The following is a 21,676-nucleotide window of genomic DNA, read 5'->3' as shown; positions in this document are numbered from 1 at the left end:
TGCCGCAGTTGACTGCGCTTACAGGTCTGGCCCGGCGACTCACTGGTCGAGGAAGTCGCGCAGGGTCTGCGAGCGGGACGGGTGACGCAGCTTCGACATGGTCTTCGATTCGATCTGGCGAATGCGTTCGCGGGTCACGCCGTACACGCGGCCGATGTCGTCGAGGGTCTTGGGCTGGCCGTCCTCCAGTCCGTAGCGCATCTTGATGACGCCGGATTCGCGCGGAGAGAGCGTCTCCAGCACGCTCTTGAACTGCTCCTGCAGCAGGGAGAACGCGACGGCGTCGGACGGGGCGATGGCGTCGGTGTCCTCGATGAGGTCGCCGAACTCGGAGTCGCCGTCCTCGCCGAGCGGGGTGTGCAGCGAGATCGGCTCACGACCGTACTTCTGCACCTCCTGCACCTTCTCGACGGGCATGTCGAGCTCGCGGGCCAGCTCGTCCGGCGTGGGCTCGCGTCCCAGATCCTGCAGCATCTGGCGCTGCACGCGCGAGAGCTTGTTGATGACCTCGACCATGTGCACGGGCACGCGGATGGTGCGCGCCTGATCGGCCATGGCTCGGGTGATGGCCTGGCGGATCCACCACGTGGCGTACGTGGAGAACTTGAAGCCCTTCTTCCAGTCGAACTTCTCGACCGCGCGGATCAGACCGAGGTTGCCCTCCTGAATGAGGTCGAGGAAGAGCATGCCGCGGCCGGTGTAGCGCTTGGCGAGCGAGACGACCAGTCGCAGGTTGGCCTCCAGCAGGTGGTCCTTGGCCTTCTTGCCGTCGTTCGCGGCCCACTTGAGCTCGCGCTTGCGCTTGAAGTCCATCTTGTCGCCCTCGGTGTCCAGCAGATGCTGGGCGTACAGGCCGGCCTCGATGCGCTCGGACAGGTCGACCTCCTGCTCGGCGTTCAACAGGTTCACACGGCCGATCTGCTTGAGGTAGTCCTTGACCGGATCCGCGGTGGCACCGGCGGTGATCACACGACGCTTCGGGTTGCCCGCCTTGCCGCGGCGGCGGGGCTCATCGTCATCGTCGTCATCACGCACGACGAAGGCGCCCTTCTGCTTGGGCTCCTCGACGACTTCGGGTTTGTCCTCCTCGTCGTCGTCCTCATCCTCGTCATCCTCGGATTCGTCGTCGGAGTCCTCGTCATCCCCGTCCACGTCCGGATCGTCGACGCCCTCTTCATCGACCTCGTCGATGTCGTCGATGTCGTCGACCTCGAGATCGTCGTCCTCGTCATCCTCCAGCTGATCGACGGGCTCCTCGCCGTCCACGGGCTTGACGGGCTCCTCCGCCTTCTCCGTCTTCTTGCGGCCGGCGCGCTTGGCCGTGCCCTTCGCCGCCGTCTTGCCGGTCGCAGCCTTCTTCGCGGTGGACTTCCTTGCGGCTGTCTTGCGTTGCGCATCCCCGTGGACGTGCGCCCTTGCTCACGGCGGTCAGCACCAGCACCGCCAGCGAGCAGGAGTCGTCCACAGCGAGACTGCGGAGCGCATAGAGCGGCGCCCTGCGATCCCCGAGCCACCACAGGATGTAGGCGATCGAGGCCAGCGGCTGTACGGTCAGACGCCTGGGCATCATCAGTCCCATCGAGGAGAACATCGCGATCCCCGTCCTGCAGCGTTCGACGTCCGGACCGCGATCGTCGTCGAACAGGTCGAACATCATGTCACGGACGGTGGTCGCCACCTCGGGGGTGCTCGGGCGGGCGATGACGTCCATCAGCACGTCCCGGTCGCACTCCCCCCGCCTGAGCATCAGGGACAAAAGCAGCGCATCGCGGATCGAGAGCGATTCATCCATACCCACCGCCAGCGCCGCCAGAACGTCCTCGTCATGGTCGACACGGTGGTCGTCGAGATGGTCGAGCCAGAAGTCGAGAGGACCGTTCATCCACTGCCGGTTGGCCATCTCCGGCCCCTGCTCGCGCCGGGAGCTGCGCAGATGCTCCGTCATGTCCTCGATGAAGGCGTCGTCGACCGGCTCGATGCCGTCGGCATCGATGTCATCGAAGCCGAAGCCGTCGCAGCATTTCCCATGTCTGTTGGTCATTGTGTCATCCTCCTTGATGATCGTGTTGTCGGATGCGGCCGACGACATGTCCGCGACGGCCGCGCCCCCAAGTATCAATGGTTCGACGCCCGACCGCCATAACCGCCCGCCCCTGTGGACGGGGCCGCGTAAGACCTTGGAAATAGCGGGTTCTTGTAATCATGGCGCATTGTGGATAACTTAGAGGCATGTGCAGAACCGACGTTGACCGTTCCCTGATCGAGCCCCGTATCGCCGCCCTGGTGGCGGGACAGGCCGGAATTCCCGACGGCGAGGAGATCCCCGACGCATGCCGGAAGGTGATGGATGAGGTCGTCCGCCAGGGCGTGTCCTCGAGCGAGGGCGGCAAGCGGCTGCGGGCGCTGCTGGCGCTGACCGCGTACGACGCGTTCGGCGGCGAACCACGGACCCGTGACGCGATGGTGGACATGGCGTGCGCCATCGAGGTGTTCCAGACGGCCGCGCTGGTACATGACGACATCATCGACGAATCCGATCTTCGCCGCGGTCGACCCAGCGCGCACAAGGCGTTGGAGGATTGGACCGGGGACAGGGCCATCGGCCGCGGTCTGGGACTGATGCTCGGCGATCTGCTGGCCACCGCATGCGTGGCCATCGCCAATGAGGCGGCGCACAGTCTGCCGAACTCCGCGAAGCTGGTCGACGCGTTCCTCACCATGCAGCGCGAGGTGGAGATCGGGCAGGTGCTTGATCTTGCGGTCGAGCAGGCCCCGCTCGACGATCCCGATGCGCTGGTCGAGGCGTCACTGGGCGTGTTCCGATGGAAGACGGCAAGCTATACGACGATCGCCCCTCTGCGTCTGGCGATGCTCGCATCGGGATGCGACCCGCAACACGCCGAGCGCACGGCGACGGCGATCGGACGACCTCTGGGATTGGCGTTCCAGCTGGAGGATGATCTCATCGACGTCATCGGTTCGAGCCGATCCAGCGGCAAGCCGGTGGGCGGGGACATCCGCGAGGGCAAGCGCACGGTGCTGCTGGCCGACGCCATCGGTGCGGCCGACGCCGACGGGCGCGCCGAGCTCATCTCGATGTTCGAGGCGGAATCGCGCTCGCAGGACGACGTGCGCAGAACCATGGAGCTGTTCGGCGCCACAGGCGCCATCGACCGTTCGAAGTCGCGCATCGCGGCGTTGTGGGACCAGACGAGCCATGCCATCGACGCGAGCGGACTGGACGCGGATCGCAGGGCGGATCTGACCGCCATGTGCGCGATGTTCGTGCCGGACGTCGCCGGCCGGTAAAGTAGTTCATGACATTTCCAGCACATCGAGGAATCTACGATAACCACTATGAGTGAAGCCGCAAACGCGCCCGAAGGCCAGTTGATCGAAGGACGCTACCGCATCGTGCGCAGGATCGCGCAGGGCGGCATGGCCACGGTGTACGAGGCGCGCGACGAGCGTCTGGCCCGCACGGTGGCCATCAAGGTCATGCACACGCAATTGGCGCAGGGACCGCACCGCGACCAGTTCATCGAACGATTCAGGCGCGAGGCCCGTTCGGCGGCGCAGATAGCGAACCCGCACATCGTACAGGTGTACGACACGGGAGAGTTCAACGGCCTCGCCTATCTGGTGATGGAGTACGTGCATGGCGTGAACCTCAGGCACGAGATGAACCTGCAGGGCACGTTCACCGTACGCGAGACGCTCAGGATCGTGGCCGAGACGCTTGACGGGCTCGCCTCCGCGCATCGCGTGAACGTGGTGCATCGCGACATCAAGCCCGAGAACATCATGCTCAACGATCGCGGCCGCGTGCAGATCACCGATTTCGGTCTGGCGAAGGCCACGTCCCAGGCAACGCTCTCCTCCACCGGCATGCTGCTCGGCACGGCCGCCTATCTGCCGCCGGAGACCATCGAACGCAACGAGGCCACCCCGCAGGGCGATCTGTACGCGGTGGGCATCATGGCATGGGAGATGCTCGCCGGCGAGGTGCCGTTCATCTCGGACAATCCCGTCACCCTCGTCTTCAAGCACGTCCACGAGGACGTACCGTCGGTGTCCGTGCCGTGCCCGGGCATTGACCCGTCCGTGGCCCGCTTCATCGCGCACCTGACGGCCCGTTCGATCGAGGAGCGGCCGTCGAACGCTGCCGCGGCGCTCGACGAGCTGCGTCGGATCGGCGGCACGCTGTCGGCGGACGCCTGGGCGTATCGCCGGCCCGCGGCCGCGGCCGCCGACGTGCACCCGGCCCCCGAGGGGCCGATGCTCGCCGGCATGGAGGACACCGGCACCGGCGTGGCCGAAGGCGCCGCCGCATCCGAAGACGCCACCGGTATGACGGATTCCACTGGTTCGGACATCGACGCCAGCACGCTCCGTTCGCATCGGCTGCCGCTGATACCCCCGGCCCCCGCCACCGCGAACCCCCCGCACACCTCGATCTCCTCCCCCATGCCACCGCGCCCTGCCGTTCCCGCAGATGCCGCCTCCGACGCCTCCGATGCCAACGGGGACAACGCGCAGCCGACCATGACCATGGGGGCCGCCGCCACGCGCATGCTGCCGCCGATGGCCGATACCGGCGCCACGCGTACGATGCCCGCCATGGGAGATGAATCCGAGTCGGCAGTCCCGACCCCCTCCACCGAGGCACCCGTCAAACAGGACAAGCGCCGCAAGGGACCGAGGAAGGCGATCCTCATCACCATCGCGGTGCTGCTGGTGCTCGCCCTCGCAGGCGGCGGAACCGGAGCGTGGTGGTACTACCTCGGCCCGGGAAGCTATTGGGCACTGCCCAAGCCCGCCGATGTGAGCTGCACGGAGGGTCAGGCCTGCAGGATCGCCGGCGCGAAATGGCAGTCCTATGAAAGCCTGCTCAAGGTGGCGGGGATCCCGTATACGACCGCCGAGGACTACAGCGACACCGTTGCCCAAGGGGCGATCATCTCCGCGAAACTCGCCGGTTCGGACGCCACGGTGGATGCTCATGTGAGCAAGCGCCACACGCAGACGCTCGACGTGGTGATCTCCAAGGGCGTCAAGATGGCGACGATCCCGTCGGACATCCTCGATCCGAACTCGGCGAACGGCAAGGCGCCGTTGGACGCGTTGAAGAACGCCGGACTGACGAACGTCAGGCATGACGAGTCGAAGGACGCCTATTCGGAGACGCTGCCCGAGGGCGTGACCCTGTCCATCTCCCCCGATCCGGGAACCACGATCAAGCACAACGACGAGGTGACGGTGACCTTGTCGAAGGGCCCGATGCCGGTGCAGATGCCCGACATCGTCGGCCGCTCCAAGGACGAGGCTGCGCAGGCGTTGGGCGATCTGAAGCTCAAGGCGAATTACTCCGAACAGTACAGCGACACCGTGGAGGCCGGCAAGATCATCTCCGCATCCGTGGCGAAGGGCACGCAGCTGCATTGGGGCGATTCGGTCGACGTGGTCGTCTCCAAGGGCCCGCAGATGGTGACGATACCGGACGTGCGAGGTCAGGCGTACGACGATGCTGCCAAGACGCTGCAGGCATTGGGATTGGACGTGCAGAAGACCGCCCCGCTCGGCGATCTGACGCACACGGTGCGTCTGCAGGACCCGAACCCGGGTCAGCAGGTCCGCGTGCGCGATACGAACGGCAAGAAGACGGTCGTCACGCTTACGGTCGTATGAGCCGGCGTGCGAGCCCGGCGTGCGAGCTGAATCGTGAGTCGTATGACACATGACGAAGGGCGGACCTTTCAAGGGTCCGCCCTTCGTCATGCTGTGTCCAAACTGCGTCCAGACTTCGCCGGCCGATGCCTGCTTACGCGGTTTCGGTGGCCGACTTGGCCGCTTCGGCCTCCTGCTTGGCCTTGAGCTCGGCCTTGACCTTCTGCGCGTATTCGGGCACGTACTCCTGACCGCTGAGCTTCTGGATCTCGGCGGTCAGATGGTCGGTCAACGCGCGCAGGTCGTCATGCGTGATCTCGTCGGCGGCCTTCTTCTCGACCCTGATCGGCTTGCCATAGATCACCTGGGTGCGTCCCTTCTTCGGGATCGTGGTGCCGATGGGCTGGAGCTTGTCCGAGCCGATGAGCGCGGTCGGCACGATCGGGCAGCCGGTTTCGAGCGCGAGGCGGGCCACGCCGGTATGTCCCTTGTACAGGCGGCCGTCGGGGCTGCGGGTGCCTTCGATGTGGATGCCGAACAGGTGGCCGTCCTCGATGATCTCACGTGCGTGCTCGAGCGCGCCGAGCGACTTGTTGCCACCGGAGCGGTCCACCGGGAACACGCCCACGGACGTGAACCACCACTTCTTGAACTTGCCCTTGATGCCTTTGCCCTCGAAGTACTCGGCCTTGCCCATGAAATGCACCATGCGCGGGCAGGTGATCGGGATCAGCGCATCGTCGATGACGGCGAGATGGTTGGCGGCGATGATCGCACCGCCCTTGCGCGGAATGTTCTCCAGACCCTTGGCGGTGGGGCCGAGATGATGACGTGCGATGGGACCGAAGACCTTGACGAAGAACCAGTAGAGCACTGCGTTTCCCTCCCCGCGCAAACACCCGCGGCAGATTAGAGTGATGGGTATGACTGATCTCAACAATACCAACGCGGACGACGAGCGCACAAACCCCGCGCCGGATGGCGATGCCGCCTGCGGAAAGGCGAAGGATCCGGCAACGAAGCCGGCCGACCTCGGCAATCTCGACGAGGCGTGGGCGGCGTTCGAGGCCGAGCATAAGGACGATCTCGCCGCCGTGGCCTCCTCACGCAATGCGAAACGCTTCCAGAAGCACGCCGAACGTCAGGAGAAGGAGCAGCTGCTGCATGTGCGCGACCTTGCCCCGGACTCCTTCTCCCGTACCGGTTCGACCCACGGGCCGCGTGATTTCACCGGTTCCAGCTGGCTGGACGCCGACGACGTGATGGACGCGGAGGGCGATGACTTCGTGCCGCCGAACCCCAGCATCGGACCGGTCAAGGGGTCGAAGCTCGTCTTCTGGGTCCTGCTCGTCGCGGGCGTGGCCGGCGTCATCGGCTCGGTGTTCGTCCCCGCGCTCACCGGCATCCTCGGCACGGTGTTCGGCCTGTGCGTGCTGATCGGCGGCGCCGGACTTATCGTCCAGCACAAGGGCCACAAGGAGACCCGCGAGGACGAGTTCGACGACGGGGCCCGCGTCTGAGCCCCGCGCAGGCGCTCACGACGCGAAGTCGATGGACTCCTGCAGTTCGGCGATCATCGCCTTGGCCGCTTCCGGCGCCTTGCGCTTGCCGAAGACGACATCCTGCTGGTAGCGCACGATCATCTTGTCGAGTTCGGAGGCGCCGTTCGGTGTGATCGCCGGGGAATCACCCAACGTGGGTTGGATCTTGTCGACGAAGTCGAGCGCCTTGCGGTCGGTTCCGGTCGCCCCATCGGCCAACGACCTGCGGATGTCGTTGTTGGCGGGGATGCCTCGTTCGTCATTGTCGTCGATTCCTTCACCGGATCAGTCATCGTAATGCACCCAGAACTTCGAGAGGGCGAAGTTGATGCCGGTCAGCGCGGCCACGATCAGCACCATGATCCAGGCCAACGCGGAGGCGTAGCCCATGCGCAGGGAGGCGAATCTTTGCTGGTAGAGGTACAGGGTGTAGACAGCGTCGAGTCGGACGGACCGACGGTGCCGCCGGAGACGACGTACGCCTGCGTGAACGTCTGGAACGAGTTGATCACGCTCATCACACGGTACCGAGATGACCACGTAGGTCAGCGTCACCTTGAGCGAGCTCAAAAACCTCGGGTCGACGAGCATGTGCCGGTAGTTCATGAGGCCGACGAATTGCGGCGGCTTGATCATGTTGTACTTCTTGAACGAGATCACCAGCGAGTACAGCATCGGGATCAGGCTCAGGAAGATCACGCCGATCAGCCACGGGGCAAGGAATCCCAATGCCACCTTGGTGTCCTTCGGCTTGTCCTTGGGTCGATGCCGGTTCCTCACCAGCGTCCCGAACTCAGTAAACGAACTCACGTTGTTCCTCCCGATATGCCGTAATCCCTGCCAACCCATGCCGTCATCGGCCGATTGACTATGCTTTCAGAGTATTGGCGCAAGATGCTTCGTTGCCACTTGTTGCCATTGTTGCCGCATTGTGTAGTAACGAATGAAGGCCACCCCTTTTGATGGGGCGGCCTTCATGGAATCACATATCGGTACTACGACCGGGACTACGGGAAGTGCGTCCGGGCGGGACGCGCCTCCCGCTTCGGATCATGCCTTGGACTTGGCGGTCTCAATCCACTTGTCGAGCAGGGCCTGGGCCTTGCCGGAGTCGACGGTCTCCTCGGCGAGCTTGTACGCCTCGCGGAACCGCTCGGCCAGCGTGCCGTCGGCGGCGTCGGAGATCAGATGGCCGTCGGCCACGATGGCGGACGCCGTGTTGAGCAGCGCGGTGGTGCGGGCCGGGATATCTTTGCCCGCGAGGAAGTCGCGGAACGCGGCGGCGTTGACCTCGGGCTCGCCGCCCTTGAGCTGCGTGACGTCGATCTTCTCGAGTCCGAGCTCGACGGTCGGGTCGAATTCGGTCTCGGTGACCTTGCCGTCGCGGATCTCCCACACGGAGACCGGGCCGGTGGGCGCGAGCTCGTCGAGTCCCTCGTGCGAGGTGTAGACCATGCCGGACTGGCCGTTGGCCGCGTACACGGCGGCCATGATCGGGCTGACCTCGCGCTTGGCGCAGCCGATGGCCACGTGGGCGGGCTTGGCCGGGTTGGTCAGCGGTCCGAGGACGTTGAACACGCATGGGATGCCGAGCGCGGCGCGGATCGGGCCGACGAAGCGCATGGCCGGGTGGAAGGTGCGGGCGAACGCGAAGGTGATGCCAACCTCGTCACCGACTTCGCCAACCGCCTCGGGCTTCAAGTCCAGCGGCAGGCCGAGCGCCTCGAGCACGTCGGCGGCGCCGCACTTCGAGGAGGCGGCGCGGTTGCCGTGCTTGACGATCTTGACGCCCGCGGCCGCGGCGGCGACCGCACCCATCGTGGACAGGTTCACGGTGGAGAAGCCGTCGCCGCCGGTGCCGACGATGTCGGTGGTCTCGCCGGAGACGTTGAGCGGCACCGCGTGCGAGACCATGGCCTTGGCCGCGCCGGACACCTCCTCGGGCGTCAGGCCCAGCTGCTGCTGCATGGCGAGGGCCGCGCCCACGGCCGCCAGGTTCGCGTTGCCCTTCATCAGATCATCGACGAACCACTCGGACTCCTCGGCGCTCAGATGGTCTCCCCCGACCAGCTTGGTGAGAATCGACTTCCATGTGATCTCTGCCATTGTTCCTCCTTGGCGCTTCACGCGCCTTCATAACCCAAGTGACGGGCCTTATTCTAGCCGTCTCAGGTTTCCTGCTCCCCCGGCTTCCATATTGCAGAACCGAAGACGTGGCAGGAACGCGGTAAAAACACGATAAGGCGGGAGATGGTGCGGAGCACGTCTGCAACCGTACCCTGCACCATCTCCCACCCAAGCTCATCGGGATAACATCTTCATCGTGATCGGGACCTCACGATGCGCTCATCCCGAAACCTGCTACCGAGTTCACTCGGCGGCCTGCGGCCAGCACTTCTCGTACTTGACGCCGGTGAGCTGCTCGACGACCTTCTTGGTGTTCGGATCGACGTCGGCCTTCTTGCCGCCGTTCTTGAGACGCTCGATCTCGGCGAGCAGGATGCCGTCGGTCTTCTTGTCGAGCTTGAAGGTCAGCGCGATGCCCCACGCGATGAGCAGGCCGATGATGACCCAGCCGATGCACACGAAGGCGATGCCGTTCTGCGCGGCGGCCGGCTGGTCCGGGTACTGCATCACGCCGGCGGCGTCCTTGGCCGGCTTGATGAAGCCGGTGGAGGCCAGGTAGATGCCAATGAAGGTGGTCGCGAGGCCGGAGGTCAGCTTGCGGGTAAACGCCTTGAAACCGGAGAAGACACCGGTGCGGTTCTTGCCGGTGACGATCTCGTCGACGTCCGGGATGAACGGGAACACGTTCCACGGGATGAACCAGACCATGGCGCGGAAGATGAGCCACCAGATGGTCACCACGAAGGCGAGCGCGGTCCAGGCACCTTCGGCGAGACTGCCCTGAGCCTGCCACAGGCCGAGCAGACCCAGCAGACCGATGATGCCGCCGGCGAAGTTCAGTGAGTACATCTTGCGCGGGCCGAGCTTGGTGAACAGCCATCCGAAGGCCGGCTTGAGCGGTTCGCCGACGAGCGCGAAGCTCAGCAGCATGGAGCCGAAGGCGGCGATCTTGTTCCAGTCGTAGATCACGAAGAACAGCCACACTTGACCGAAGATATCGAGGAACGACTCAGACGGCCGGCCGAGCGCCCTCGACCGGCCTTACCCGTCGGACCGGGCCCTAAAACGGATCAGTTGGCCCACTTGGCCTTCATGGCCTCGAAGATCTCCTGATCGGTGGGGTGATTCTCCATGTTCATGATGACGAACACGTTCTTCTCCCACTCCGGGTAGCAGAAGTCACGCAGCCACTGGAAGTAGTGCGGACCGTCACCCACGCACCTGAGGTAGCCCATGAGCTGGCGGGCGACCCACGCGGACTGCTTGACGTCGGTCAGGCAGTCGTTGCGCCAGAAGTTGGCCCACACGCCGTGCTCGCGGTCGCGCATCGCGCGGTCGCCGGCGGTGAACTCCTCCGCGGCGAGACCCGCGTCGTAGAAGGCGTGCTGCCAGTCCTCGTCGTAGCCGGCGAGCAGGGCGTCGCACACGTGCACGGACGCGGCCACGGAGTGCTCGTAGATGCCGACCTCGACGCCGATGGAGTCGCGGATCAGCTCGGCGGCGTTGGCCTCGCCGCGCAGTTCGGCGGAGATGGCGGCGAGTTCGACATGATCGGCCAGATCGGCGTAACGCTCGGCTGCCGGGGCGATGAGTCCGCGGTAGAACTCGATCTGTTCCTTGAGCGTGTCGGCCTCGTGCATCCAGCGAAGATCCTGCGCCGGGGCGTTGCGGTCCCTGAGCCACTGGGTGATGAGCATGCGCGGCACGTGGTTGAAGTACTGCTCGCCGGCGTGGTCGTCCCAGTTCGGGCCGTACTGCACGGCGGCCTTCCAGTACTCCTCGTACAGGTCGAACACGGCGTCGACGTTGTCCTTGCCGTAATAGTCGGCGATGTAGTCCTTGGCTACCTTCTCGAAGTCGATCTTGCCGTCGCGCCAGATCGCGGCGATGAAGTTCAGGAAGTAGACGTGGGGCTTGATGTTGGAGGCGTTGACGATCCACACGTCGGCGCCGCCGTGCTCGATCACCTGCTCGAGCTCGCCGGCCACGAGACGCGGGTCGTTGCAGATGTCGGTGGTGTGGTTGGCGGCCTGCAGGTCGTAGAAGCTCGCGTGGTAGTAGATGCCGTTGTCGCCGTCGTTCGTCGGCATGGCGGGCACACGCGGGTTGTTGTTCTCCTGACGACGGGAGACCATGCGGCCGAAGCCGTTGTCGGCCCAGATCTTGGCGACCTGCTTGGGGTAGGTCAGCACGCCGGCGCGGTAGAGCTCCATGGCCTCGCCATACAGGTAGATGCAGCACTGCGCGCCCGGATCGGCCTCCTGAACCATGTCGTACTGCTTCTGGATGATCTCGGAGAGCAGCTTGCCACGCGCCTCGTCGGTGGCGTAGCGCGGGTCGAAGTTCCAGAACGGCTGGTCGCCCTGACCGCGGAAGCCAAGCGTCCAGACGGTGCGCTTGCCCTTCTGCGCCTCGATGGCCTCACGCCACAGCGCCTCGAAACGGGGGGCCTCCTCCGGCCACTTGGGGCTCACGCCCGGGTAGGCGGCGGCGAACATGCGGGCGCCGAGCGGACAGGCGTGGTGCTGGTTGATGTAGAAGCCCATGTCCTGCGCGAGCTTCAGGTGCGGTTCGCCGCGCTGGCCGGAGCCGGGGATCACCATGTTGCCGCCGAGCCGGTATACGGTCTCGAAGGCAAGCCTCCACGGCTTCTCCTTGTCGTTGTCGACCTGCCAGTCCTCGAGCAGCACCTCGTCGTTGACGAAGAAGCCCTTGTACTTGACGGCCGTCGGCTTCGAGACGAGCGTGAAGTCGTCCGCGACCTCGATGAACGGCACGGGCGCGAACTCCTGATCGTTCCAGAACCAGAAGTCCTTGACGCCGAGGACCTCGCGGCTGACGGCGTACAGACCGTAGATGAAGCCGAAGTCGTCTCCGGCGTGGATCTCGAGGTTGCCGTCCGAGACGCGCACCTCGTACGTCTCCGGGTTGTGCGGCTCCTCGACGAGCACGATGTTCGCGCCGACCGTCTCGGACGGGGCGATCGTCTTGCCCAAGTCGCGTTCGATGTCCTCGACGGCGAACGAGACGGCCTTCGACGGCGTCGCGCCGGTCACCGTCGTCGTGGACGTAATGGAAATGGACATGGTTCCTCCAAGTGAACTTGTCTCCTGCTTGTTTCACGGATCCTCGCGCTTCCACGCGCCGTTTCCGTTGACAGGAACCATATTCGCGCGAGACGGAACCCCGATTGCGCTTGTTGCCAAAGGTTGCCATAATGTTGCCCATGCGGCAGAAGACCACGATCTACGACATCGCCAAGGAGGCCGGCGTGAGCCCGTCGACGGTCTCGCGTGCCCTGTCCCAGCCGGGACGCATCTCCGCGAAGACCGAGTTTCGCATCCGCCGCATTGCCGAACAACTCGGGTATCTCGCACCGGACGGGGACGCGGACGGCGACAGGCTGCCCTCCACCGGCATGATGGCCGTCATCGTGCCCACGCTGCGCAATTCCCTGTACGCCACCATCGCCAATACACTGCAACGTCGTCTGGAGACGAAGGGCTACGGGCTGATCACGCTGGACACGGACGAGAAGCCGGCGGTCGAGCGCAAGGCCATGTCGTATGTGATGCGCAACGTGGACGGCGTGGCGCTGGTCTCCTCGCGTCTGAGCGAGCCCGACATCCGCCGCATCATGCTGGTCAAACCGGTCATTCTGCTCAACCGGACCATCCCGGGTCTGGCGAGCGTCACCGTAGACGTGGCCGGAGCCATCGACGACGCGGCGCGCAGACTCAAGGAGTCGGGTCACTCCTCCATCACCTATCTCGCCGGTCCGGCGGGCTCGTGGTCGAACGAGTACCGCCGACGCGCCATCCGCGCGGCCGCGTTCCGCTACGACATGACCTACCGTGTGGTGCGCGAATGTGATCCGAACCTTTCCGGAGGCACTAAAGCGGTCGACCAGTATCTGGTCCGCCCCACGGACGCGGTGTTCGCGTTCAACGACTCGCTGGCGGCCGGCTTCATCGCGGCCGCCCGGCGCGCAGGATTGCGCATCCCGGAGGACGTGTCGATCATCGGCTTCGATAACATCGAGATGGGATCGCTCATCACGCCGACGCTCTCCACCATCGACATGCGGGGCGAGGACATGGCCAGGGCCGCGGCCGACGCGCTGACGAAAGCGACGCGCGAGGCCAGTGCGTTCAGACCGGAACCGGTCTCGCTGGACGCGCGGTTCATCGCACGCGATTCGATCAACCCGCACAAGCGGTCAACGATGAAACTCGGACCATACGCGGAACTCACACGCTCGAGCGACACGATCGTGCTGACGATGCTGTCCAACGCGTTCAACGAGACCATGCCGCGCCTGAATGAGTTCATGCGCACGCATCCGCACATCGTCATCGACCCGATCGAGGGGCGTACGCAGGAGAACACGCTCGCCCTGTACTGGGAACGCATCATCAACCACCGGCCCATGCCGGACATCGTCAACATCGAACGTACGGCCTTGCCACAGTTGGCCGCATCCGGCGCCCTGCAGGACATCTCCGGCGAGCACATCGAACGCGAGATCAGTCCTCTGATGGACAGGGCGGCATGGCAGTCGGCGCATTACGCGGGCAAGCTGTATGGCATTCCGGGCGACCAGTCGCAGACGGTGATGTTCTACCGGCACGACCTGATGGAACGGTATGGACTGCAGGTGCCCGCCACATGGGACGAGTTCTACGAGGAGGGCGTACGGCTCCACACCCGCAATCCGGGACGCTATCTGGGCGTCCTCGACACGACCGACGTGCAGCACTATCTGTCGTTCTTCTGCATGGCGGGCGCGAAACCGTGGGTCGTCGAGGGTGATTCGACGATCCGCTTCCAGATGACCGACGACCGGGTGCGTTTCGTGGCCGGATTCCTCCAACAATGCCTCGACGACGGGGCGCTGTGCGCCGAACCATTGTGGGACAACCGGTATATGCTGCCCGCCTCGGGCAAGTATCTGACGGTGACGTATGCGAACTGGCTGGGCAAGATCCTCGCCGCCTCGTATCCCGCGGACAAGGGACTGTGGAAGGTGGCGTTGCCGCCCGGCTTCGTCGATCCAAGTCAGACGATGACGGCGGAGATCGGCGGTTCGACGGCGGCGATCAGCGCGGGTCTGCCGCCGGTGCGCCAACATGCGGCGCTGACGTTCATCCGCTGGTTCCAGCTCGACCCCACGTCGATCGAGCTGCGGGCGCCGGGCGGCGTGTCCGCGGCGGCCGGCTATGTGGAGGATCTGACCCGCCGCGGCACCGTGGACCCGTATTTCGACCAGTCGATCTATGACGTGTACGCCAAGTCCGCGGCGCGTGTGAACCGCGACTGGGACAACCTGCCGTTCTTCAGCCAGCTGGATGCGGAGTTCACCCGTCTGATCGCGCCGGCCCTGCGTCCAGGCGGCCGCAGCGACGACCGTCTGGACGAGTGGGAGCGTCGCTTGAGGATCTACGCCACCTCGCAGGGCTTCACCGTGAAATGAACGAAATGTGCACTATTTCGCACATGACCGCAGCAGGTGAATTATTTTGCACATTGAGTGATGAGGTGATATATTTTTCACATGCTTATCGGGAACACGGAGGGATTCGCCCGCCTCATCCGCAGCGAGCGCCGCAGCAAAGGCATCAGCCAGTCGCAGATGGCCGAACAGCTGGGCGTATCGCGCCGCTGGCTGATCGAATTCGAGCAGGGCCGCGTGCCGAACCCCGGATTCGCCACCATACTCAATGCGCTCGCGCTCCTCGGTCTTTCACTTAACGTGCAGAAGACACCACAATCTCCGATGTCCCCCTACGAATGGTGACCATATGACAGAGCAGAAACTCTATGCGTTCCTCGGAGAAACCCCCGTCGGGGAATTCACACGAAGCACGAACGGGACAATCGCCTTCCACTACTTCGACGGTTATCGATGGTCGGATAACCCCACACCCATCTCGCTTTCAATGCCGCTCGCGCAGGAAACCCACACAGGAACCGTAGCGGCGAATTTTCTTGACGCATTGGTCCCCGAATCCCAACATGCCCGTTTGGAATCGCAACGCATGCATCACGCGAGCACAACCGACGCCTTCGATCTCCTGCAGGCGATAGGATTCGACGCCACAGGAGCTTTGCGACTATCCTCCTCCCTCGACCTACCGGTCGAGAACCAGTCCCTTCTTCCCATCGATGACTCCGCGATAGCCGCACGACTGCGCGCAGCGGCCCCAACGGGAATTCAACCGGCCGGAGCGAAGGAACACTGGTCCGTCGCAGGACAACAGGGCAAGATCGCCCTCCGTCTCCATAACGACCGGTGGTATACGGCCGAAGGCACAGCCCGTACCACCCATATCCTCAAGCCGGGAATCCCCACGCTACCCGATCAGGCATTCGACGAACACCTCACCATGCGTATCGCGGCCCATATGGGACTGCGTGTGGCGAACACCACGTTCCGTCTGTTCGAAGGAGTACCCGCCATCATCATCGAACGATACGATCGAATCACCAACGACAATGGCGACGTCATCGCACTGCATCAGGAGGACCTCACCCAAGCGATGGGCATACCATCATCGCTGAAATACGAGGAACACAACGGTCCGACCTCGGAACGATACGCGGCGATGATCCGCCGCCACGGACTAAACGGGGAGGGAGAAGCGAACATACGGGCGTTCGTCGACGGAATCCTCGTCAGCTATCTGCTCGGAGCCACGGACAGTCACGCGAAAAACTACTCGCTGCTACTCAAAGGCGATTCCGTGAGAATGGCGCCCTTATATGACCTCGCCTCGATCTACCCATACCTCGGCCATGGATCCATAGGCGCGAGTACGACGCTGGCGATGAACATCGGCGGCAGGCGGAATCTCCTTCAGCTCCGCCGCAAGCATCTGGAACGGTTCGCCTCACGCATGGGCCTGCCGGCCGAAGATGTTCTCCATAGATTCGCGACACTCACCCGACGCATGCCCGACGCATTCGAACGAGCTGTCGCCGAACAGCAGGCAATAGATGGCAGTTATGCGAGCACGGTAGGTGCAACTCTCATCGACGACTATCGCAAACGACTGCTCATGACCTATGACGACGCGATGCACTGGTTGACGGAGTCCGCACCCTGAGCACAATGCCGACCGTCGTCCGTCCGATTCCTCCTGCGACGGAATCGGACGGACGACGGTCGGTTGCATTCGCGTACTGGTCGCAGCTCGCCGAATGGCAACGCGGCATCATCGGCTACGCCCAATCCCACGGCTTCCGAGTGAAATGAGATGCCGCGAGGCGCTACTTGCCGATGCCGGGCAGGACGTAGGTGAACTGGACGCGGTCCACGGCGGTGTTGGCGGGGGCTACGAACGAATGCGTCTTGAAGCCCTTGCCGAGTTTCTCGTCGATGGTCTTCTGCAGTTCGTCGAGCACCTTGTCGTCCATGCCCTTAACGGAGTCGGCGAGCTCACGGGCGCCGTCGTCAAGCCGGTCTGCGCCGTCGGCGGCGGAGGCGGCCCCCGAGGCGAGAGTGCGCGCGCCCGAGTCCGCCGCAGCGGCCCCGGTGGCGAGGCTGTTGGCGCCGTCACGCGCGGCCGACAGGCCCTTCGCCAGCTCCTCGGCACCGGAGGCGGCGGATTGCGCCCCCGTGTTGAGCTGTCCGATGGCGGTGTGCATCGATGCCAAGCCCTCGGCCAGTTGCGCAAGGGACGCCTGCGTGGCCGCGGAGTCGGCTGACGATCCGTTGGCCGAACCGTTCACCTTCGCGTCGAGCTGATCCACTCCCCCGCTCAGTTGGCCGATACCGGAGGAGATGCCCGCGTAACCGTCAAGCGCCTGTCCGAGCGCCTGATACTGCCCCTTGGCGTTCTCCACCTGCGCCATGGCGGTCACGGCCTTGTCGAGTGCCGCGATGGCCTGAGCGTCGCCGGGGCTCTGCTTCACGGCGGCCAACGCCTGGGCATACGCCTGTCGCGACGCCGTTTCGGCCGCATCGATGTCGCCGCCAACCTGTGCGAGGATCGTCTGCTGACCGCCGGCGAGCGCCTGACGGTACTGTCCATCCCCCTGTTTCAGGGCGTCCGACCCCTGTTTGAGCGTGGTGACGCCCTGCGAGAGGGCCGTGATCTGTTCGGGTAGTCCCTTGACACCCGCGCTCATGCGTCCGCTGGCGTCGTACAGTTGCGCCAGTCCGTCGGCCAGTTGCCGGTTGCCCTGCGCCAGCGCCTCGGCTCCCTGGGAGAGCGTTTCCGTTCCGCTGGCGAGGGATTGCGCGCCGCGGTTGAGTTCGGTGGTTCCGGTGGCGAGCGAACCGATTCCCTGGCTCAGCTGCCGGTTGCCTTGGGCGAGGGACGCCGTGCCGTCCGCCAGCTGCGCGGTGGCGTCGCCGAGTTTGCCGGTCTGTTCGGTGAGCTGGGAGGTGTCCTGATCGCGCACATCCAGCGCCATGTCGAGGCTCATCGCGGTGATCTGCCATCCGGAGCTGGTGAAGTCCTTGGCCCGGCCGCGGATGGTGAACGTTCCGGTTTCTCCGGGCAGGACCATGCCGGAGACGACGGTGTTGCCGCCGGATTGGGCGAGGGTGGCGTCACCGGCATCGGTGATGTCGAACGCCTCCTGGGGGAACGTGCCCTGCGCCTGGATCACGTAGGCGTCGGCGAATTCTCGGGTCGCCTTGTCGGCGGACTCGTTGGGCGCGATGCGCAGGGTCATGGCGAGTTCGCCGTCAGCCCCGTCCAGCTCCTTGGCGTCGACGGCTCTGCCATCCAGCGTGTAGTCGACGCTGACGTTCCAGGGCAGTGCGGTGTCGGCCTTGAGATCACCCTGATAGTAGAACGGTTTGTTCTTGAGGGTGGTGACGTTCACCTTGCCGTTCTTCTCTGCGAGTTTCGCGTCGGTGGTGAGGTTCGTGACCTTGGTGTACGAGCCCGGGTCCTGGACGGTGCGTGGCTGCCCGGCATCGAAGGTGTTGACCACGTAGACGCCGGAAACGACGCCGTTCGCCTTGGTTTTGATGTAGACGGTCTCGTCCTTGCCGTTCCCCTCTCCGCTATTGCCCCCATTGTTTGCCGGAGTCGCCACTGCCGTGGTGTGCGCGGATGCCTGGGGCGTGTCCGCGGCATTCGCCGGGGACATCGCCGGAACCGTGAGGAGCACGGCCGCGAGGAACGCGGCGATGGTGGGTGCGAGGATTCTTCTGACCGTCGTGCGTCGACGGTCGGCGATGGGGTTCGTGGTGTTGTCGGTCGTGGTCATCGTGTGATCTCCTTCGTAGGGTGGGTGGTGTGGGTGGCGGATTGGCCATTAGATTTATCGGGTTGCGCGTCGGATTGTCTGTCATCGCGTTGTCTGTCATCGTGGAGGCCCAGTCCGATCGAGGTGCGTCGTATCATCCAGTCGGATATGCGGAACAGCCATGGCAGCAGCAGGAACATGAGCAGCATCGAGATGAGGGCGCCGCGGGATATGAGCAGGCCGATCTCGCTGATCACGCCGTTGGAGGCGATGCGCCATACGGCGAATCCGGCGCTGATGAGGATCGTGGCCGAGGTGAGGATCGTGATCGCGGAGTGCTGGATGGACAGGCGCGTCGCCTCACGCGCCCCGTGACGTCGTCGCTGGTCCAGATATTCGCGTGTGTAGATGATGCCGTAGTCGACGGCCGCTCCCAGCTGCACGGCCTCGATGACAAGGTATCCGATGTAGTTGATGGTGTCGCCGGTCACGTATGGCACGGCGAGGTTGAGCCAGATCGAGATCTCGATGGCGAGCAGCACCACGACCGGAATCGCGATCGACCGGAACACGATGAGCAGCACGAGCGCGATGCTGCCGATGGAGAACAGACGCACCTTGCCGGTGTCGGCGCGCACCACGTCCCTCAGATCGTAGGTGCTCACCGTCGTGCCGACCAGTCGGTAGTCCTCGCCGTAATGACGGGCGACGGTGTCACGCACCTCGGGCACGAGCGCATAGGCGTCCTTCGATTCGGTCTGCACGTCCATCGATACGACGAGACGCGACCATCCGTGCGAGATGAGCTGGTCCAGCTGATTGCCGGGGACGATGGCGGTCGGCATCGCCCTGCCGGCCATGGTGATGTACGAGGTGACGTCGGTGACATGAGGAAGCTGTTCGACGTCGTCGATGACGGCCTGTTCATCCGACCATCGTCCTTCGGGGACCATGATGACCCAGGTCTCGGATCGGCCGAAGGCGTCGTTGATGTGGTCGGCGTCGGATTTGAGACGGCTGCCCGGCTGCATGAAGTCGGCCGAGCCGTAGATGAAGTCATTGCGATCCTGCGCCACATAGGCGGGAACGGCGGCGATGAGGATCGCCAGCGCCGCCGGCAGGGCGATGCGCATCGAGACTCGCGCGAACCGGGAGAACGAGGGCATGAGATACCTGTGCTCCAGTGCGTTCAACGGTTTGAGGCACATGAGTATCAGGCAGGGCATGAGCAGCATGATCGACAGGAAGCTGAACACGATGCCCTTGGAGAGCACGATGCCCATGTTCACGCCGATGCCGAAGCGCATGACCGTCAGCGAGAGGAATCCGAAGAAGGTGACGGCCGCCGAGCTCAGGATCACCGTGAAACTGCGGATCATCGTCTCGGTCATCGCCTCGACCGGCGTGGCGTCGGGCATCTCCTTCTCCACTCTGCGGAACGTGTGCAGCAGCACGATCGCATAGTCCATCGAGACGGCGAGCTGGAGAATGGCTCCGCAGATCTGGCTGACGAAGCTGATCTCGCCGAGCACGATGTTCGATCCCATGTTCATCACGATCGCGACGCCGATGACGATGAGGAAGATCACCGGTTCGAACCATGAGTGCGAGGTGATGAGCAGGATGCCGACGACGATCGCCACGGCGATGGCCATGATCAGCACGATCTCGGTGGCGGTGGATCCCTGCGCCTCGGCCGTGGTGACGCCGTCGCCGGCCATCGTCACGCGCGTCGCATGCGCCCGTTCGGCCATGGCTCTGGCCTCGGGCACCGCGTCGACCAACTTGGACGAGTCGATGGTCAACTGGTAGAGATACCCCTTGTCCGTTTTCCACGAAGAGGCGGTGTCTGCATCCTGGATCTCCACCGGCGCCTTGGTGTCGACGACCGAGCCGAGCCACATGACCTCGTCGACGCCATCGACATCGGCCAGGTCATCGGCGAGCCGTTCCGCCTGCACCGCGCTGATACCCTCGGCATACAGACGCGCGTTCGGCACACCCGCGTCGAAGGACGCCTTCATGTCGTCGAGCGCAATGACGGACGGTGCGTCCTTCGGCAGGTAATCGGCGAACGAATAGTTGACCTTGACCTGCGGATAGGCGATGGCCCCGAGGATCGTCAGCATCGCGAAGGCGATTACCACGATGATGCGATGCCTGAGAAAGCCGTTGATGATCCGTTGCACCGGATACCCCCTGACAGTTTTCTTACAGTCGTGTGTTTTACTACAACTGTTGCTTTACGGGGTATCATTATTGAAGAAGTCGGATTGCCCTGCAACCATCACCTTGGGCATCTTCCGATGGATACGCTACGAATATGACCGACACCTGTAGGAAAAACGACAATGAGCACTAAAAATGACGTTAAAATGGATCGTCGAACACGACGTACACGTCTTCTTCTGCAGGAGGCGCTGCTACGTCTGCTGGCCGACAAGCCCCTGAACCGGATCACGGTCACCGAACTGACGGAACTGGCCGACGTCAACCGCGTCACGTTCTACGCGCACTACCACGATGTATACGACATGTTCGACCAGCTCAGACTCGACCTGATCGAGATGTACACGGACATGACGTACCGGCACACTCAGGAGATGTGCAACGGCGACTACCGTCCGTTCATTCGCGAGGTCTACATGTCACTGGACGGGCGGGAGCAGCTCCTCTCGCTGCTGTCGACGCCGTCCGGTGGCAATCTGTACGCGGACATCATCGATGCGATCTCCAAGGTCTGCACCGAGACGGTCGCGCCGCAGATCACTCTGGGAATAGGAGGGACCTCCGGCCGCGCCATTGGGACCGACGGCGCGGCCGTCGCGGACGACGCGTCCGGCACTGATGAGACGACGACTGATCAGATGACGGTTGGCCCGACGATGGTTGACCCGACAATGGCGAAGACGATCAGCGACTACCAGTTCGGCTACATCGCCGGAGGGGTCGTGAACATGCTCAAGGACTGGTTCCGCCGGGGTAGACGGGAGTCCATCGAACTCATGGTCGGCATGACCTCGAACCTGATCTCGCATTCGGGGCGCGAGGTCTACCGGGAGAATCTGCAGCTGCTCGGGGAAACAACGGAAACAGCAGGAACACACTGAACGGATACGGGAAAGCCCCGCCGGTTC

General features: G+C 64.1%; 15 protein-coding genes and 1 pseudogene. 7 read left to right on the top strand and 9 right to left on the bottom strand.

Going from position 1 to position 21,676, the window contains the following annotated elements:
• Positions 1-39: 39 nt before the first annotated feature.
• Positions 40-1,395: pseudogene (locus BW11_RS04115) on the bottom strand (RNA polymerase sigma factor); the annotation flags it as partial.
• 834 nt (positions 1,396-2,229) lie between these two features.
• On the opposite strand from BW11_RS04115, the gene BW11_RS04110 reads away from it, so the two are divergent.
• Both BW11_RS04110 and BW11_RS04105 read left to right on the top strand, forming a co-directional pair.
• Positions 2,230-3,309, top strand: a complete 1,080-nt coding sequence (locus BW11_RS04110; protein WP_107043530.1) for a polyprenyl synthetase family protein — start codon at positions 2,230-2,232, stop codon at positions 3,307-3,309.
• 48 nt (positions 3,310-3,357) lie between these two features.
• Positions 3,358-5,688 carry a PASTA domain-containing protein gene (locus BW11_RS04105; protein ID WP_140444766.1) on the top strand — a complete coding sequence of 777 codons (2,331 nt, stop codon included), beginning with the start codon at positions 3,358-3,360 and terminating at the stop codon, positions 5,686-5,688.
• Between the two features lie 133 nt (positions 5,689-5,821).
• Here BW11_RS04105 and BW11_RS04100 read toward each other — a convergent pair whose 3' ends face one another.
• Positions 5,822-6,541 (bottom strand): 1-acyl-sn-glycerol-3-phosphate acyltransferase, encoded by a 720-nt coding sequence (locus tag BW11_RS04100; protein WP_140444765.1) that lies wholly within the window; start codon positions 6,539-6,541, stop codon positions 5,822-5,824.
• 49 nt (positions 6,542-6,590) lie between these two features.
• Between BW11_RS04100 and BW11_RS04095 the strand changes: the two genes are divergently transcribed.
• Positions 6,591-7,187, top strand: a complete 597-nt coding sequence (locus tag BW11_RS04095; RefSeq protein WP_140444764.1) for a hypothetical protein — start codon at positions 6,591-6,593, stop codon at positions 7,185-7,187.
• A gap of 15 nt (positions 7,188-7,202) precedes the next feature.
• On the opposite strand, the gene BW11_RS04090 is transcribed toward BW11_RS04095, so the two are convergent.
• From BW11_RS04090 to BW11_RS04070, 5 genes are all read right to left on the bottom strand, one after another.
• On the bottom strand, positions 7,203-7,427 hold the full coding sequence (locus tag BW11_RS04090; RefSeq protein ID WP_140444763.1) for a hypothetical protein: 225 nt from the start codon (positions 7,425-7,427) through the stop codon (positions 7,203-7,205).
• 66 nt (positions 7,428-7,493) lie between these two features.
• Positions 7,494-8,018 carry a carbohydrate ABC transporter permease gene (locus BW11_RS04085; RefSeq protein ID WP_219846720.1) on the bottom strand — a complete coding sequence of 175 codons (525 nt, stop codon included), beginning with the start codon at positions 8,016-8,018 and terminating at the stop codon, positions 7,494-7,496.
• Between the two features lie 240 nt (positions 8,019-8,258).
• Positions 8,259-9,314, bottom strand: coding sequence for an anthranilate phosphoribosyltransferase (gene trpD / locus BW11_RS04080; RefSeq protein WP_140444762.1), 1,056 nt, complete (start codon positions 9,312-9,314; stop codon positions 8,259-8,261).
• Between the two features lie 264 nt (positions 9,315-9,578).
• Positions 9,579-10,319 (bottom strand): MFS transporter, encoded by a 741-nt coding sequence (locus BW11_RS04075; RefSeq protein ID WP_181162487.1) that lies wholly within the window; start codon positions 10,317-10,319, stop codon positions 9,579-9,581.
• Between the two features lie 86 nt (positions 10,320-10,405).
• Positions 10,406-12,421, bottom strand: a complete 2,016-nt coding sequence (locus tag BW11_RS04070) for a glycosyl hydrolase 115 family protein (RefSeq protein WP_140444760.1) — start codon at positions 12,419-12,421, stop codon at positions 10,406-10,408.
• A 140-nt stretch (positions 12,422-12,561) separates the two neighbouring features.
• Here BW11_RS04070 and BW11_RS04065 point away from each other — a divergent pair, with 140 nt between their 5' ends.
• The 3 genes from BW11_RS04065 (at position 12,562) to BW11_RS04055 (ending at position 16,441) form a co-directional block, all read left to right on the top strand.
• Positions 12,562-14,808 carry an extracellular solute-binding protein gene (locus tag BW11_RS04065; protein WP_181162486.1) on the top strand — a complete coding sequence of 749 codons (2,247 nt, stop codon included), beginning with the start codon at positions 12,562-12,564 and terminating at the stop codon, positions 14,806-14,808.
• 81 nt (positions 14,809-14,889) lie between these two features.
• On the top strand, positions 14,890-15,132 hold the full coding sequence (locus BW11_RS04060) for a helix-turn-helix domain-containing protein (protein ID WP_140444758.1): 243 nt from the start codon (positions 14,890-14,892) through the stop codon (positions 15,130-15,132).
• A 4-nt stretch (positions 15,133-15,136) separates the two neighbouring features.
• On the top strand, positions 15,137-16,441 hold the full coding sequence (locus BW11_RS04055; RefSeq protein ID WP_107043539.1) for a type II toxin-antitoxin system HipA family toxin: 1,305 nt from the start codon (positions 15,137-15,139) through the stop codon (positions 16,439-16,441).
• Positions 16,442-16,604: 163 nt separating this feature from the next.
• Here BW11_RS04055 and BW11_RS04050 read toward each other — a convergent pair whose 3' ends face one another.
• Entirely contained in the window at positions 16,605-18,560 is a 1,956-nt protein-coding gene (locus tag BW11_RS04050) for a hypothetical protein (RefSeq protein WP_140444757.1), read from the bottom strand.
• Positions 18,557-20,728: an RND family transporter gene (locus BW11_RS04045; RefSeq protein WP_140444756.1), complete on the bottom strand. Its 2,172-nt coding sequence runs from the start codon at positions 20,726-20,728 to the stop codon at positions 18,557-18,559. The genes BW11_RS04050 and BW11_RS04045 overlap by 4 nt, the downstream gene beginning before the upstream one ends.
• Positions 20,729-20,914: 186 nt before the next feature.
• Here BW11_RS04045 and BW11_RS04040 point away from each other — a divergent pair, with 186 nt between their 5' ends.
• Positions 20,915-21,649: a TetR-like C-terminal domain-containing protein gene (locus BW11_RS04040; RefSeq protein ID WP_140444755.1), complete on the top strand. Its 735-nt coding sequence runs from the start codon at positions 20,915-20,917 to the stop codon at positions 21,647-21,649.
• The last annotated feature ends 27 nt before the right edge of the window (positions 21,650-21,676 follow it).

Origin of the sequence: Bifidobacterium sp. UTCIF-38 (genome assembly GCF_006454495.1) — a bacterium.
GTDB lineage: Bacteria > Actinomycetota > Actinomycetes > Actinomycetales > Bifidobacteriaceae > Bifidobacterium > Bifidobacterium callitrichos.
Note: the sequence above shows the minus strand (reverse complement) of the source record. Positions and strands in the feature narration are given on the sequence as shown.